The following is a 15,526-nucleotide window of genomic DNA, read 5'->3' on the forward strand; positions in this document are numbered from 1 at the left end:
TTCGTGTCCCGATCGCGAACATCGGCTTCTGTCAGAGGCTGCCGTTCGTCCCCTGCCGCAGGCGTGGCCGCAAAGTCCCATCTGCGGAAGTCATACGGCATCTATCTCCCGCAGCATCAAACCGACGCCCCGTCATTCCCACTCGATCGTCCCCGGCGGCTTGCTGGTGACGTCGTAGACCACGCGGTTGATGCCGCGGACTTCGTTGATGATGCGGGTGGCGGCGCGGCCGAGGAAGTTCATGTCGAAGGGGTAGAAATCGGCGGTCATGCCGTCCACCGAGGTCACTGCGCGCAGGGCGAGGACGTTGTCGTAGGTGCGTCCATCGCCCATCACCCCGACCGTGCGCACCGGCAGCAGCACGGCGAACGCCTGCCAGATGATGTCGTAGAGGCCGGCGGCGCGGATTTCCTCGAGATAGATGGCATCGGCGCGGCGCAGGATGTCCAGCTTCTCCTCGGTGATCTCGCCGGGGCAGCGGATGGCGAGGCCCGGGCCGGGGAAGGGGTGGCGGCCGACGAAGCTCTCCGGCAGGCCGAGTTCCCGGCCGAGCACGCGCACCTCGTCCTTGAACAGGTCGCGCAGCGGTTCCACCAGCTTCATGTTCATGCGCTCGGGCAGGCCGCCCACATTGTGGTGGCTCTTGATGGTGACAGAGGGGCCGCCGGTGAAGGAGACGCTCTCGATCACGTCGGGATAGAGCGTGCCCTGGGCGAGGAAGTCCGCCCCGCCGACCTTCTTCGCCTCGGCATCGAACACGTCGATGAACAGCCTGCCGATGGTCTTGCGCTTGGCCTCGGGGTCGCTGATGCCCTTGAGTTCGCCGAGGAACAGCTCGGAGGCGTCGACGTGCACCAGGGGGATGTTGTAGGTGTTGCGGAACAGCGAGACCACCTGCTCGGCTTCGCCCAGGCGCATCAGGCCGTGGTCCACGAACACGCAGGTGAGTTGGTCGCCGATCGCCTCGTGGATCAGCACCGCCGCCACCGCCGAATCCACGCCGCCGGAGAGGCCGCAGATCACCCGGCCGGTGCCGACCTGGGCGCGGATTTTCTCCATGGCGGCCTCCTTGAAGGCCCCCATGGTCCAGGTGCCTTGCAGGCCGGCGATGCGCCGCACGAAATTCCGCAGCAGCTTGGCGCCGTCCGGCGTGTGCACCACCTCGGGGTGGAACTGCACCGCGTAATAGTTGCGGGCCTCGTCCGCGATCGCGGCGAACGGCGCGTTGTCGGAGGTGGCGATGGCCTCGAACCCCTGCGGCAGCGCCGTTACGCGGTCGCCGTGGCTCATCCACACGAGATACCGCTGCCCCGGCTGCCAGACGCCCTCGAACAGGGGGCTGGTGGTCTTCACTTCCACTTCGGCGCGGCCGAACTCGCGGTGGTGCCCGCCCTCCACCTTGCCGCCGAGCTGGGCGGCCATGGTCTGCTCGCCATAGCAAATGCCGAGCACCGGAATGGCGGCCTCGAAGATTTCCTGCGGCGCGCGCGGGCTTTCGCCCTCCATCACCGAGGCCGGGCCGCCGGATAGGATCACCGCCTTGGGCTTCAGCCGGGCGAAGGCTTCGGCGGATTTCTGGAACGGCACCACTTCGGAATAGACGCCTTCCTCGCGCACGCGGCGTGCGATGAGCTGCGTCACCTGGCTGCCGAAGTCGATGATGAGGACGGTGTCTTGCATGGCGCGGCTTCCGGTGGGGCGGTGGCCCCTCCTTTAGCGGCAAAGGAGCGATTCCAAAAGCAAAGGCGCGCAGGAACCGCGCAGCTCTCCCATGCGAACCGCGAAGGGCCCGTGGTCAGGGGGCCTTCCAGTATCCCTCGCAGCCCTGCGGCGCAGGGTTGGCGGACGCGTGACGCTTCTTCAATTCCGCGCAGCCATAGGCTCGGGCATCCGCGGGCAGGCGGGAATTGATGGCCACCCCGATCTGGTCGTACGGCGAGCCGGAGGCGAAGACGTAATAGGCCCAATAGCCCCCTACGACGACGACGATCAGGAGAAGCAGGCGGACGATCATGAGCGTGTTCCTTGGTGCAGGGCCTCGGCCCTTCGCGCTATGGACGCGCTTGAGGTGGAAACCGTTCCATTTGGTGGTATCATGAGAGGCTAGGAAGCGGCGCGCTTCAGCACGCTGACAAAGAACCCGTCCGTGTCGCTGCGGCGCGGCGTCATGAGGATGCCTTCCGGGCTTACCAGCGCGGCGTCCTTTAGCGCAAGCCCTCGGCTGCCGAGGGCCAGCACGCTCTCGACCGCAGGCACGACAGCGAAATCCGGGTGCCGCTCCAGGAAGCCGCGGACCTGTGCGCCGTTCTCGTCGTCCAGCAGGGAGCAGGTGACATAGGTGATGCGTCCGCCGGGCTTCACATAGCGGGCGGCTGTGTCGAGGATCTTGGCCTGGTCGGCGGTGCGCTCCGCCAGGGCGCCGGGCCGCACGCGCCATTTGGCGTCGGGGTTGCGGCGCCAGGTGCCGCTGCCGGTGCAGGGGGCGTCCACCAGCACGAGGTCCATCTGCCCTTCGAGATCGGACAACACGTCCATCGCGCCGCGCGGGGCGCGCACCTGCACGTTGCGGACACCGGCGCGGGCGAGGCGCTCGTGGATCGGCTTCAGGCGGCGGATGTCGTCGTCATGGGCATAGAGCTGCCCCTTGTTGTCCATGAGCGCTGCCAGTTCCAGCGTCTTGCCGCCGGCACCGGCGCACAGGTCCAGAACCTGCGAGCCGGGGATCGGCGCGGCGAGGATGGCGGCGATCTGCGAGCCTTCGTCCTGCACCTCGACGCCGCCCTTCACGAACGCTCCCTCGGAGGTCAGCGGCGGCGCTTTGCCCTCGGCGTCGAGGCGAATGCGCAGCGCGAGCGGCGACCAGACGCCCGGCGCGGGATTGAGATGCGCGAGATCCTGAAGCACGGCTTCCGGCGTCGAGAGCAGGGTGTTGACGCGCAGGTCCAGCGGCGCGCGGGAGGCGAGCGCGCGGCCCTCGTCGACACGGTCCTCGCCGAAGGTCCGCGCCAGATGCGGGTCGAGCCATTGCTGGTAGTCGCCTTTTACCCAGGGGGCGGCGGTCTCAAGGCTCGGATCGGCGAGGCGCGCGCGCTCCTCCGCGCTCAGCGGGGCGGGGGCGAAGCGGGAGCCGTCGCACATCCGCTCGATGGCCGGCAGGTCGAGATTGCGCATCACCGCCAGCATGCCCAGCACCAGCGCGCGCGGCTCGTCCGAGCCCATGACATGGGCGGCGGAGGCGCGGCGGCGCAGCGTGTCGAAGACGATGCCGGCCAGCGCGGCGCGGTCGCCCGAGCCGGCGAAGCGGTGGGAGAGGCCCCATTCGCGCAGGCAATCACCGGCGGGCCGGCGGCGCGCCGCGATGTCGGCGAGGATTTCGATGGCGGCGGAAAGGCGCGCGGAGGGCGTCATGATGGGGACCTGGGGAGTTCGAGGCTGCCGTCTGCCACCTGGGCGGCGAAGGCGTCCAGCGCCGCGGCGAGCTTCTCGTCGATGATGTGGAGATAGTCGGACCAATCCTCGTAGCGGGACAGCTCCGTGCGACCGTCGGTGATGCCGCGCAGGCCGATCATCTCCACGCCGAAGCGGTGGGCGGCGCGCAGTACGGCGAAGGATTCCATGTCCACCATCTCGTCGGTGATGGAATCATAGGCCGCGCCGGAGACGATCGCGCCCCCGGTGGAGAGCGAGGCGGCTTCAATGCCAGCGATGCGAAAGGGCAGGGGGATGACGGAAGGGTGGTCGAGGAACGGCGTGCGGCCCTTCTCGAAACCGAGCGGCGAGGCGTCCATGTCGCGATAGGACACGCTCGCCACCTGGTAGATGCCGGCGTGGTCGAGCACGCGCGAGCCGGCCGAGCCGAGCGTGAAAACGAGGTCCGGCGCGGCATCGTGATGGGTAAGATGGGCGAGGGCGGCGGAGGTGCCCGCCGCCGCCTCCACCGGGCCGACCCCAGTGATCAGCGGATCGATGCGCGCCTGAAGGTGCGGCCCGTATTCCATCGCCGTCGCCATCACGAACAGGACCCTCGCCCCGCCGATGACGCGGACGTTGCGGCGTGGATCATCCATTGCGCGTCATCCAAAGCATTGCGGCCGCACTCCTCTGACGCGGGACGCGCCGTGTCAATGCCGGCTTCGCTTCCGCCTTAGATGTTGAGGAGGATCGACAGGGCGAACAGCACCCACATCACCACCAGCGCGATGGCGCCGATGGCATAGGCCGCGAACCGCAGGCCCAGGCTGTTGGAGGTCACGAACACTCCGGCATGGACGATGCGCGAAATCACGAACACCCAGGCGAGGATCACGAACACCACATCCGCCTTGCGGGTGAACAGGGCGAGCACGGTCAGCACGAAATACAGCACCGGAAGCTCGAACTGGTTGCTGAACGCATTGGCGAACTGCCGGCAGCGCGGCGGATAGGCGTCACGGTCCAGCGCCACAGCAGCGGGCGCCGCTCCGGCGTTGATCGCGCGGTAGCGCATGGGGCCGAGGGCGAACAGCAAAACGAATATCAGGGCCACCTGGACGAACAGGGGCAGGAGGATCATTGCGACGGTCATGGGAAAGCTCCAGCTTGGACACGCGTGAAGGAACCTCGAGCGCGGCCACACGTTCCACGCCTGTTTAGGAGCTTTTCACATGTCGAACATCGATCAGAAGCTGCCGTCCCCGTCTCACGGGCACGCGCATCGGCCGTTCTTTACGCGGGTGTCGCAGCAGGTGTCGCGCTATGCCGGCAAGCCGGTGACGTTCGTCGGCGCGATCCTGGTGATTATCATCTGGGGCGCGACCGGGCCGCTGTTCGATTTCAACGATACGTGGCAGCTCATCATCAACACCTCCACCACCATCATCACCTTCCTGATGGTGTTCCTGATCCAGAACAGCCAGAACCGCGACACCGCCGCGCTTCAGATCAAGCTGGACGAACTGATCGCCCGCACCGAGGGGCCGCGCAACGCCCTGCTCGACCTTGAGGATCTGGACGAGGACATGCTGGACCGTCTGCGCGCGGACTATGCGCGCATGGCGGATGTGGCGCGCGGCGAAATCGGCGAGGGCTCGGCCGGGCTGGCGCCGGAGCGCACCATCGGCGAGGTGTGCACGCCGGTCGAGACCGTCGAGCAGGCGAGCATCGTGCGCACCGTGGCGGATGCGGCCGTGAAGGCGGTCACCGCAGCGAAACCCGCGCGCAAGCGGGCGACCGCCAAAGCGGACGCTGAGTTGGATGGTCCCAAATCGAGCCCAGCCGAAATGGATGTCACCCAGACGGATGCCGGGAAGGTGGAGGAAACGCAGCCCACCCCCGTCGCCGCCTTGGCGCCCGCGGCGCGCAAGCGAAAGATAGCGCCCGCGGCACGCGCGGTGCTGCCGGAACAAGGTGGGATGACGAAAACCGGGTGATGAGGAGCGCCAGCGTCACGTCGCGCGCCTTCTGCTGCGTATCCCTCTGGCGCAACGCGCGATCCGGCCCTACATTAGAGGCGAAGCGGGGCTGCGGGGCGCGTTAGGAGACTTTTTCCCCGGGGCCTTAACGATCCTTAGGGAGCTGTACCTGGTCTTGCCCCTGGGCTTGATCACACGGCGCCCACCTACTCTGTAGGTTTCCCGGGATCGCACTCCGACGGTTTTGCGGCTCCGCTCCTTCATTTTCCTTTCGGCGATCACGCCGGCTCCGGCTTTGGTATGCCGATCGCTCCAATCGATCCCAAAGATCTGCCGGGTCTCAAGGCCGCCCTGCGCCGTGAGGCGCTGGCGCGGCGTGCCGCGATGGGCGGCGAAGCGCGCATCGCGGCCTCTTCCGCCGCCGCCCAGCAGGCGCCTTTGCTGCTGGGGCCCGTCACGGGCCGCGTGGTGTCGCTGTTCGCCCCGTTCCGCGACGAGATCGATACCGCCCCGCTTGCGGCCATGCTGTGGGAGGCCGGCGCCAGCGTGGCGCTGCCGGTGGTGGTCGCGCGCGACCTGCCCCTCCTGTTCCGCCTCTGGCGCCCCGGCGACGTGCTGGAATTGGTCGGCGCCTACCGCATTCCCACCCCGCTTCCCTCGTCTCCGCAAATCATTCCCCAGGACCTCATCGTCCCCCTGGCGGCGTTCGATCGGCGCGGCTATCGCATCGGCTATGGCGCCGGCCATTACGACCGCACCCTTGCGATGTTGCGCGCGGAGGGGCCGGTGCGCGCGTTCGGCTATGCTTTCGCCTGTCAGGAAGTCGGCGAAGTTCCCATCGAAGCGCATGACGAGAGGGTGGAGGGGATGATAACGGAGGCAGGGGCCTATTCCTGCGGCGGGTAGCATGCGGATCTTGTTTCTTGGTGACGTGGTTGGCCGCTCGGGCCGGGACATCGTGCTGGCACACCTGCCGGGGCTGATCACCCGCTGGCGGCTCGATCTGGTGATCGTGAACGGCGAGAATGCCGCCGGCGGCTTCGGCATCACGGAAGCGATCTATGAGGATTTCATCTCCGCCGGGGCCGATGCCGTGACGCTTGGAAACCACGCCTTCGACCAACGCGAGGCCCTGGTGTTCATCGAGCGGGCCGAGCGCCTGGTGCGCCCGGCCAATTATCCCCCCGGCACGCCTGGACGCGGCGCGGCGCTGGTGGAGGCCAAGAACGGCGCGCGGGTGCTGGTGGCCAACATCATGGGCCGCACATTCATGGATCCCATGGACGATCCCTTCGCCGCGCTCGACAAGCTGCTCGGCGGGGTCGAGATGGGCGCCCATGTGGATGCGGCGGTGGTGGATTTCCACGCCGAGACCACCAGCGAGAAACAGGCGTTTGGCCATTATTGCGACGGCCGCGCCACCCTCGTTGTCGGCACCCACACCCATGTGCCCACCGCCGACCACCGCATCCTCGCCGGCGGCACCGCCTTCATGACCGATGTCGGCATGTGCGGCAGCTATGACGGCGTGATCGGTATGGACAAGGAGGAGCCGCTGCGCCGCTTCACCCGCAAGATCGGCGCCGGCCGGTTCGAGCCGGCGTCCGGGCCGGCGAGCCTCTCCGGCCTTGCGGTGGAAAGCTGCGACAAGACCGGGCTCGCCCTCAAGGTGGCGCCGGTGCGGTTGGGTGGTGCGCTTTCGGAGGCACGGCCGGAGTTCTGGGAGGGGTAGGCTTTCCCCCTTGCTATCGGCCCCCTCCCCCCTTGAGGGGGAGGGCTGGGGTGGGGGGTATCTTTCCATTCGGAGCTAATGCTGGGATAGAAGAATCCGAGCGGTAAACCGCTCTCTTCTCCGCCGATGCCCCGCCAAGCGGCGCCGTACCCCCCACCCCAACCCTCCCCCTCAAGGGGGGAGGGAGCCAAGTGGAGAGGGGAGGGAGCAATCGGAGATGCGGCAATCCTTTGCGATTGGCGGCGAAAGCCGCAGACCCGCCCGCCTATTCCCCCCGCCTACTCCGCCGCCTCAAGCGCAGTAGACGCGTCCAGCCAATCCTCCTCGCACCTCGCAAGCGCCGCGACCGCGTCGTCGCGCTGTTTGGTGAGGCGCACACCGTCGGCGGGGAATTTCGCGATCTTCGGGTCGGCGAGCCGCTTGTCGATGGCGGCGATGTCTTTTTCCAGCTTCGCGGTCTGGCTCTCGATGTCCCGCAGCCGCTTGCGCAGCGGCTCCGCGCTGTCCTGCGCGGGGGCTTCTTCCTTGTCCTTGCGGCCCTCGCCGGTCATGCGGCCTGAGCGGCTGAGCACTTCGCGGCGATATTGGTCGAGGTCGCCGTCATAGGGCTTCACCGTGCCCCCGCCGACCATCCACAGCCGCTCCGCGCAGGCTTCCAGCAGATGGCGGTCATGGGACACCAGGATCACCGCTCCGGGAAAATCGTTGATGGCAGTGATGAGGGCTTCGCGCGCCTGAATATCCAGATGGTTGGTGGGCTCATCGAGGATCAGCATGTGCGGACCATTGAAGGCCGCGAGGCCGAGCAGCAGCCGCGCCTTCTCGCCACCGGAGAGCGACGACACCTTGGTGTCCGCCGATTGGCCGGAGAAGCCCATTTCCGCCGCCCGCGCGCGCACCCGCGCTTCCGGGGCGTCGGGCATCAGCTTGCGCACATGCTGGGCCGGGCTGTCGCCGGGCACCAGTTCGTCCAGCTGATGCTGGGCGAGATAGGCGACCTCAAGCTTGTCAGCGCGCACGATGTTGCCGCGCTGGGGCTGAAGCCGGTCGGCCAGCAGCTTGGCGAACGTGGACTTGCCGTTGCCGTTCGGACCCAGCAAAGCGATGCGGTCGTCCTCGTCGATGCGCAGGTCGAGATTGCGCAGGATCGGCTGGCCTTCGACATAGCCGACATCCACCCGGTCCAGCACGATGATCGGCGGGGACAGCAGCTTCTCGGGGTGGCGGATCGAGATCGCGGCGCTCTGCTCGCCGACCTCGGGGGTGATCGGCTCCATGCGGGCCAGCGCCTTGACGCGGGACTGGGCCTGCTTGGCCTTGGACGCCTTGGCCTTGAAGCGGGCGACGAAGGCTTCCATGTGGGCGCGGGCGGCTTCCTGCTTCTTGCGGTGCTTCTGGTCCAGCAGCAAGCGCTCGCGGCGCTGGCGGTCGAACGAGGTGAAGCCGCCGCGATAGATCGCCAGCTTGCCGTTGGAGAAATGCAGGATGTGATCGACGCTGGTGTCCAGCAGGTCGCGATCATGGCTGATCAGGATGACCGTGCGCGGATAGTTCGCGAGATAGTCCTGAAGCCAGAGCGTGCCTTCAAGGTCGAGATAGTTGGTGGGCTCGTCCAGCAGCAGCAGGTCCGGCTCGGTGAACAGCAGCGCCGCCAGCGCGACGCGCATGCGCCAGCCGCCGGAGAATTCCGAGCAGGCGCGCGCCTGGGCATCCTCATCGAAGCCGAGGCCGGCGAGAATGCGCGCGGCGCGGGACGGTGCCGAATGGGCGTCGATATCAACCAGGCGGATTTCGATCTCGGCGATCCGCATGGGCTCGGTGGCGGTCTCGCGCTCGATGAGCAGGGCGGCCCGCTCCTCATCGGCGGCGAGAACACGCTCCAGCAGGCTGTCCGGGCCGGACGGGGCCTCCTGCGCCACCCGGCCGATGCGGGCGCGGTTGGGCAGGCGGATGGAGCCGCTTTCCAGCTCCAACTCGCCCATGATGGCCTTGAACAGAGTGGTCTTGCCGGCGCCGTTGCGCCCAACCACGCCCACGCGCGCCCCCTCGGGGATGGCGACCGAGGCGTGATCCAGCAAAAGGCGCCCCGCAAGCCGGAGCGAAATATCGTCGAGAACGATCATGATGGGGCCTTCTCGCAGGCGCGAAGGCGAAGGGCAAGGGCGCGTGCACCGCGAAATGCCTCAAAGTGCCGCGAGGCGGGCGCGTCCGCGCGTCCGCACGGTGCGCAGCAGCGCCAGCACCGGCCGCTCCACCGCCACCAGGAACACACCCGCCAGCAACAGAGACGTCGCGAGCAGCAGCAGGAACAGCAGGCCAAGGCTCGCTGGCGACAGCGGCGCGAAATGCACGAACAGCCAGGAGACGGGCGCGCAGATCAGCGGCACATGCACCAGATAGAGTGGGAAGGACAATTCGCCGAGCCGCAGCAGCAGCGGATGCGCGAACGCGCGCCGAAGCTGTTGCGTCATGAGGATCGACACGATCAAACAGAGCGCCCCCGCCTCCCGCACGCCGTCCGTGCCGAGGTGGGAGAGGATGAGATCGCCCAGTCCCGGCCCCGGCACATGGCCCGGAAAGGGGCCGCCGAGAACCAACCCCAGCAGACAGAGGCCGGCACCGAGGGCGGTGTGGGACACCAATCTGTGCCGCGCCTCGAACACCAGGGCGCCGCCGCAGAACGCCGCCAATCCGTATTCCTGCGCGATTGCCAGACCGACCAGCCCCGCGACCATCGCCCCCGCCCGCCAGCGTGGCGCGATCAGCGCATAGGCGCCGTAGATCAGCACCGAGCCCAGGAACTCGGTTCGCATGGTCCACAACGGATTGTTGAACTTGGTGGTGCCCTCCACGAACACGCCGACCGCGCCCTCCCACAGGGCCTGCGACAGCGGCGGGATCGGCGCCTGATAGGTCCAGTAGAACCAGCGGCTGCCGCTGATCGCCTGCGCCTCATGCGCCGCGTGGGGGAAGCCGGTGAGCCAGGCCCAGGCGATCACCGAACTCGCGACCGCCGGCAGCGCGAGCCGAAAATAGCGCAGCGCGATCATGAACGGCGCCTCCCGCAGGGTGCGCGGGCTGGAGGCGGCGAGCACGAAGCCGCTGAGCACGAAGAACACCGCCACCGAGAACCGCCCGTTCCATAGCGCCGCCACTGGCAGGTCAATGATGCCGAAGCCGGTGCGGGCCTTGTCCGCGAACGGTGCGGGGTCGAAGGCATAGAAGAAGTGGAACGCCACCACTCCGACGGCCGCGACGCCCCGCAGCCCGTCGAGGCAGGCGACGCGATCGCCTGCGGAAGCGGCTTTCGGGGTTACGTCCCGTGCGGATACGGACGCCATGGCGCTTCTGCGGGATCTCAGGCGGCGCTGGCCGCTTCCCGCACCTTCCCGAGTTCGAGTGTCGCGGCCACCAATTGTTCGAGATCCTGCGTGCGGGTGCGGTGGTTCACGAGGCACACGCGGATCGCTGTGCGGCCCGAGAGCGTGGTGGTGGAGGGCGCGGAAATGCCCAGTTCCTGAAGATCGGCGACGATCTCCTTGTTGATCCAGTCGATGAAGCCGGCATCGCCGACCTCGGGGACATAGCGGAAGCACACCACGTTCAGGCTCACCGGCGCCAGCATTTCCAGGTGGGGGGCGTTGGCCTCCACAAGCTCGGCGAGGGCGTGCGCCTGCCGGCAGTTCTTCTCGATGATGGCGGAGAGCCCGGCGATGCCATGGGACTTGAAGGTGAACCACACCTTCAGCGCCCGGAAGGTGCGCGAGAGTTCCGGGCCATAATCGCAGAACCAGGGCTCGCCGCCGGCCAGACCGCGCTCGGCGGGCGCGAGATATTCCTTGCGGGCGGCGAAGGCGTCGTGATGGGCCTTGGCGTCCCGGATCAGCACGATGCCGGCGTCATAGGGCACCTGAAACCATTTGTGGAAGTCGAAGGCGGTGGAATCCGCGCCGCTCATGGCGTCCACCCGGTGGCGGTGGTCCTGCGTGAGCAGCGCGCCGACGCCGAACGCGGCGTCCACATGGAACCACAGCTTGTGCTTGGCGCAGATGTCGCCGACGCGGGCGATGTCGTCGATGGCGCCGGTGTTCACGGTGCCGGCGGTGGCGACCGCGCAGAACGGCCTCAGGCCCTTGGCGCGATCTTCCGCGATCATCGCGTCCAGCGCATCGCAATCGATCTCGCGCGCCCCGTTCACCGGCACCATGCGCACGTTGGCACGGCCGAGGCCGAGAATGTCGAACGCCTTGGCGAAGCACGAATGCGCCTCGGTGGAGGCATAGCCCACCAGCCCGAGCCCGGCCGCCGCAACCCCGTCGCGGGCGACATCGCCCTGCGCCATGACATTGCGCGCCACCGCCATGGCGATCACCGTGCCGAGCGAGGTGCCGCTGGTGAGGATGCCGCTGGCGGAGACGGGGAAGCCCACCATCTCCTTGCACCAGTCGATCACCTGGCGCTCCACCTGATTGGCGATGTGGTTCCGGCCACCGAGGTTGCAGTTCATGAAGGCGGCGAGCATTTCGCCCAGCGCGCCCTGGACGTTGCCGCCGCCGTGCACCCAGCCGAAGAAGGCGGGATGCACATTGCCCGTTCCATAAGGCAGGATATGGCTCTTGAAGGTGGCGTAGACTTCGTCCAGCGCCATGCCCTCCTGCGGCAGCGGCTCGGTCAGCGCGGCGATGGAGGCTTGCGGCGGGGCGGTCCACACCGGCGTCGTCAGCGCCGCCTCCAGATGGGAGATGCCGTCCTCCATGGCGGTCTGGAACACGGCGCGCAAGGCGCCCCAGTCCGCCGGGTCCAAGGACGGTTCATTGCCGATGATGTCGCGCCGCATGGAGGGTCCCCCGATCCGCACCGCGTGGGATAGTGGATGCGGCAACGCCCAAGCGCAACACGGGCTGGCAACACGGGCCGGCAATGGCGGAACCTGCCGTTGCGATGCCGGGTTCAGTCGATGACGCGCGAACCATCGCCCCCTTCACCACGGCAAAATCGGATCAATGGCTGCTCTCATGACGCTTGAAACCACCGGTCTGCCCGCCGGCGCACCGCCGGCGCGCCAACACCGCATGCCGTTCGGCGCGCAGATCACGCCGGAGGGGGTGCGGTTCTCGTTCTATGCCCCCTCGCAGCAACAGGTGCGGCTGCATGTGGATGGGGTGGTGGTGGGCATGGAGCGGAGCGGCGAAGGCTGGCACGGCTGCATGATGCGGGTGCCGCCGGGCACGCGCTATGCCTTCGAACTGGAGGATGGCCTGATGGTGCCGGACCCGGCGTCGCGCCACCAGCCGGAGGATTGCCACGGCCCGTCCGAGGTGGTCGATCCCACGCGCTATGCCTGGCGCGACGCGCAGTGGACCGGCCGGCCCTGGGCCGAGGCGATCATCTACGAACTGCATGTCGGCACCTTCACAACCGAGGGCACGTTCCGCGCCGCAATCGCGCGGCTGGATGCGCTGGTGGACCTGGGCGTGACGGCGATCGAACTGATGCCGCTGGCGGATTTTCCCGGCGTGCGGAGCTGGGGATACGACGGTGTGCTGCTTTATGCGCCCGATGGCGCCTACGGCCCGCCAGACGACCTGCGCGCCCTGGTGGACGCTGCCCACGCGCGCGGGCTGATGGTGCTGCTGGACGTGGTCTACAACCACTTCGGGCCGGACGGGAATTACCTCGGCGCCTATGCACCCGGCTTCTTCACCGATCGCCATGCAACGCCGTGGGGCGCCGCCATCAATTACGACGGCGAGGGCAGCAGCGTGGTGCGCGACTTCATGATCCATAATGCGCTCTATTGGATCGAGGAATTCAATATGGATGGCCTGCGCCTCGACGCCGTCCACGCCATCAAGGACGAAAGCGGCGAGGATCTGATTTCCGAATTGTCGCGCCGCGTGCGGGCGGCGCAGAAGGGGCGCTATATCCATCTCATCCTCGAGAATGAGGAGAACGAGGCGCGGCGTCTGTCCCAGGAGGCGGCGAGCGGCTTCACGGCGCAGTGGAACGATGACGTGCACCACGCCCTGCATGTCGCGGTCACCGGGGAGGGCGATGGCTATTACACAGACTATCTCGGCGCGCCGACCCTGCTCGCCCGCTCCATCGCCGAGGGGTTCGCGTTCCAGGGCGAGGTGATGGGCTATCGCGGCCACGCCCGCGGCGAGCCGAGCGCGAGCCTGCCGCCCACCGCCTTCATCGCCTTCCTCCAGAACCACGACCAGATCGGCAATCGCGCGTTCGGCGACCGCATCACCGCCACTGCGCCGCAGGCGGCGGTGCGCGCGGCGGCGGCGATCTATCTGCTCTCGCCGCAGATTCCCATGCTGTTCATGGGCGAGGAATGGGCCAGCGCCCAGCCCTTCCCCTTCTTCTGCGACTTTACCGGAGATCTCGCCGAGGCTGTGCGTCAGGGCCGCCGCGACGAGTTCGCGCGCTTTCCCGCGTTCGCCGATCCGCTCGTGCGGGAAACCATTCCCGATCCGGTGGCCGTGTCCACCTTCCAATCCGCCAAGCTCGACTGGGCCGCACGGGATGAGCCGGAACACCGCGCGTGGCTGGACTGGTATCGCCAGGCGATTTCGGTGCGCCGTGCCCACATCTGGCCGCTGGCCCCGCTCATCAGGCGCGGCGGGGTGTGGCGCGCGATGGAGCCGGGCGGGGTCGCGGTGGACTGGTTCGACGGCGACCGCCCCCTCCTGTCGCTGCGCGCCAATCTCAGCGCGAGCGATATTGCGGGCCTGCCGCTGCCGCCGGGGCGGGTGATCTGGTCGGAAGGCGAGATGTCGGGCGACACGGCCGCCGCGCGCGCCGGCCCCTGGTCGGTGCGCTGGATCCTCCCCTGACCGATGCGCTCAGCCCCCGTAGAGCCACTCGTAGCGTTCCAGCAGCCGGCTGCCGGTGAGGCCGATGAAGGCATCGCGGGCCATCCGCGCGGGGCCGGAGAGATGGTAGATCGCGCCTGACGTGCGCGCCTCGCGCTGGATGCGCGCGGTGCGCGGGCGCCGCGCGGTCTCATAGGCCCGGAGCGCGAATTCCGCCGTGGCGGCTTGGCCCAGCGCGGCTGTGAGCGCCGCCGCATCCTCGATCGCCTGCGCCGCGCCCTGCGCGAGGAACGGCAGCATGGCGTGAGCGGCATCGCCCAGCAGCGTCGCGCGTCCCGCGCCCCAGCGCGGCATCGGGTCGAGATCGTAGAGACCCCAGCAGCGGTATTCCGCCGCCCCCGCCAGCAGGGCGCGAACCTCGTCCGCCCAGGTGGCGAAGGCCGCGTGCACCGTGGAGGCGCTACCCGGCTCGCTCCAGCGCGCCACCGGCTGATCCGCCTTCACCACCGCGACGATATTGACCGTATCCCCGCCCCGCACCGGATACGTCACCAGATGGGCTTCCGGGCCGAGATAGAGTTTGACTGCGGGTCGGCCGCCCCCGGCGCCCGGCACCGTGGCGCGATAGGCGACCCGGTTGGCGAACACCGGCGCCGCCGATCCACCGAGCTGGGCGCGCACCGTCGAGCGCACGCCGTCCGCCCCCACCAATATGTCGGCCTCGATCGGCAACGCTTCGCCATCGCGGCTGGCAACCGCGACAGCGGCGCCTTCGGAGGCCTCCATGCCTTCCAGGCGCGCGCCCATCTCGAACCTGACGCCGAGACTGCGGGCGGCATCCACCAGCACGCGGTGCAGGTCGGCGCGATGGGCCACCAGGAATGGTGCACCGAGCCGCGCCGCCGCCGGCCCGTAGGGACAGGTGGCGATCAGCCGCCCGGAATGGCCGTCGCGGATTTCCAGGGCTTCGGGCGCAACCGCCACGGCCTCCAGGGCAGGGAGCAGGTCAAGGTCGCGCAGCACGCGCGTGGCGTTTGGGCTGAGTTGCAGCCCGGCGCCGACCTCCTCGAAGGCGGTCGCCTGCTCGATGATGCTGACGCGCAGCCCGGCCCGGCGCAGGGACACGGCAGAGGCGAGACCGCCGATGCCGCCGCCCACGATCACCGCGCTCGCGGCAACCCCTCGGATCGGGTTCGCGGCCACGGTCAGGCCGCGACCGGCCGCTCCTGCCACACGCTTCCCTCCGGCCGCGCCTCAGCCGCTTTCAGGGCCGGGTTGTGCCGATAGAGCGTGGAGCAATAGGAGCAGACGATTTCCTTGTCGTCGCCCATGTCGAGAAAGATGTGCGGATGGTCGAACGGAGGCGCGGCGCCGATGCACATGAATTCATGCGCGCCCACCTCGATCACCGGGATGCCGAGGTCGTTGCAGAAATGAGGAATTCCTGTGGCTGCCATGTCCCTCGTCGCTCCCGTGGGGCGTTGCGATATCGCGGCGCACTCTAATGCGCCGGCGCCGTGCAGGGAAGCGCCCCGATGCCGCCATATGCCGCGTCAATCATGCGGCGCAGGGCGCTTGTT

At 68.3% G+C, this 15,526-nt stretch carries 14 protein-coding genes and 1 other RNA gene; 5 read left to right on the top strand and 10 right to left on the bottom strand.

The window, feature by feature from the left end:
* Positions 1 to 132: 132 nt before the first annotated feature.
* The 5 genes from guaA to ADADO0_RS17120 form a co-directional block, all read right to left on the bottom strand.
* Positions 133 to 1,680: a glutamine-hydrolyzing GMP synthase gene (guaA, locus tag ADADO0_RS17100; RefSeq protein ID WP_511306390.1), complete on the bottom strand. Its 1,548-nt coding sequence runs from the start codon at positions 1,678 to 1,680 to the stop codon at positions 133 to 135.
* A 115-nt stretch (positions 1,681 to 1,795) separates the two neighbouring features.
* Complete coding sequence (locus tag ADADO0_RS17105; protein WP_511306391.1) at positions 1,796 to 2,014, bottom strand: hypothetical protein; 219 nt, start codon at positions 2,012 to 2,014, stop codon at positions 1,796 to 1,798.
* 89 nt (positions 2,015 to 2,103) lie between these two features.
* Positions 2,104 to 3,408: an RsmB/NOP family class I SAM-dependent RNA methyltransferase gene (locus tag ADADO0_RS17110; protein WP_511306392.1), complete on the bottom strand. Its 1,305-nt coding sequence runs from the start codon at positions 3,406 to 3,408 to the stop codon at positions 2,104 to 2,106.
* Complete coding sequence (locus ADADO0_RS17115) at positions 3,405 to 4,067, bottom strand: 5'-methylthioadenosine/S-adenosylhomocysteine nucleosidase (protein WP_511306393.1); 663 nt, start codon at positions 4,065 to 4,067, stop codon at positions 3,405 to 3,407. The genes ADADO0_RS17110 and ADADO0_RS17115 overlap by 4 nt, the downstream gene beginning before the upstream one ends.
* A gap of 77 nt (positions 4,068 to 4,144) precedes the next feature.
* Entirely contained in the window at positions 4,145 to 4,564 is a 420-nt protein-coding gene (locus ADADO0_RS17120) for an MAPEG family protein (RefSeq protein WP_511306394.1), read from the bottom strand.
* A gap of 79 nt (positions 4,565 to 4,643) precedes the next feature.
* On the opposite strand from ADADO0_RS17120, the gene ADADO0_RS17125 reads away from it, so the two are divergent.
* The 4 genes from ADADO0_RS17125 (at position 4,644) to ADADO0_RS17140 (ending at position 7,122) form a co-directional block, all read left to right on the top strand.
* Positions 4,644 to 5,408 (top strand): low affinity iron permease family protein, encoded by a 765-nt coding sequence (locus ADADO0_RS17125; protein WP_511306395.1) that lies wholly within the window; start codon positions 4,644 to 4,646, stop codon positions 5,406 to 5,408.
* An 85-nt stretch (positions 5,409 to 5,493) separates the two neighbouring features.
* Positions 5,494 to 5,647, top strand: a non-coding RNA gene (ssrS, locus tag ADADO0_RS17130) — 6S RNA.
* A gap of 43 nt (positions 5,648 to 5,690) precedes the next feature.
* Positions 5,691 to 6,296: a 5-formyltetrahydrofolate cyclo-ligase gene (locus ADADO0_RS17135; RefSeq protein WP_511306396.1), complete on the top strand. Its 606-nt coding sequence runs from the start codon at positions 5,691 to 5,693 to the stop codon at positions 6,294 to 6,296.
* 1 nt (position 6,297) lies between these two features.
* The gene (locus ADADO0_RS17140; protein ID WP_511306397.1) at positions 6,298 to 7,122 is read left to right on the top strand and encodes a TIGR00282 family metallophosphoesterase; all 825 of its coding nucleotides are present in this window, start codon (positions 6,298 to 6,300) and stop codon (positions 7,120 to 7,122) included.
* Positions 7,123 to 7,400: 278 nt separating this feature from the next.
* On the opposite strand, the gene ADADO0_RS17145 is transcribed toward ADADO0_RS17140, so the two are convergent.
* From ADADO0_RS17145 to ADADO0_RS17155, 3 genes are read right to left on the bottom strand one after another with little or no spacing between them, the layout of a single operon-like run.
* Complete coding sequence (locus ADADO0_RS17145; protein WP_511306398.1) at positions 7,401 to 9,245, bottom strand: ABC-F family ATP-binding cassette domain-containing protein; 1,845 nt, start codon at positions 9,243 to 9,245, stop codon at positions 7,401 to 7,403.
* 60 nt (positions 9,246 to 9,305) lie between these two features.
* On the bottom strand, positions 9,306 to 10,463 hold the full coding sequence (locus ADADO0_RS17150) for an acyltransferase family protein (RefSeq protein ID WP_511306399.1): 1,158 nt from the start codon (positions 10,461 to 10,463) through the stop codon (positions 9,306 to 9,308).
* Between the two features lie 17 nt (positions 10,464 to 10,480).
* The gene (locus tag ADADO0_RS17155) at positions 10,481 to 11,959 is read right to left on the bottom strand and encodes a pyridoxal phosphate-dependent decarboxylase family protein (protein ID WP_511306400.1); all 1,479 of its coding nucleotides are present in this window, start codon (positions 11,957 to 11,959) and stop codon (positions 10,481 to 10,483) included.
* A 178-nt stretch (positions 11,960 to 12,137) separates the two neighbouring features.
* On the opposite strand from ADADO0_RS17155, the gene treZ reads away from it, so the two are divergent.
* Positions 12,138 to 13,967: a malto-oligosyltrehalose trehalohydrolase gene (gene treZ, locus ADADO0_RS17160; protein WP_511306401.1), complete on the top strand. Its 1,830-nt coding sequence runs from the start codon at positions 12,138 to 12,140 to the stop codon at positions 13,965 to 13,967.
* Between the two features lie 9 nt (positions 13,968 to 13,976).
* Here the strand turns inward: treZ and ADADO0_RS17165 are convergent, their stop codons facing one another.
* Positions 13,977 to 15,179: an FAD-dependent monooxygenase gene (locus ADADO0_RS17165; protein ID WP_511306402.1), complete on the bottom strand. Its 1,203-nt coding sequence runs from the start codon at positions 15,177 to 15,179 to the stop codon at positions 13,977 to 13,979.
* The gene (locus ADADO0_RS17170) at positions 15,152 to 15,403 is read right to left on the bottom strand and encodes a zinc-finger domain-containing protein (protein ID WP_511306403.1); all 252 of its coding nucleotides are present in this window, start codon (positions 15,401 to 15,403) and stop codon (positions 15,152 to 15,154) included. Before ADADO0_RS17170 ends, ADADO0_RS17165 begins: the two co-directional genes overlap by 28 nt.
* Positions 15,404 to 15,526: the final 123 nt, after the last annotated feature.

This window comes from Aquabacter sp. (genome assembly GCF_965279295.1).
GTDB lineage: Bacteria > Pseudomonadota > Alphaproteobacteria > Rhizobiales > Xanthobacteraceae > Aquabacter.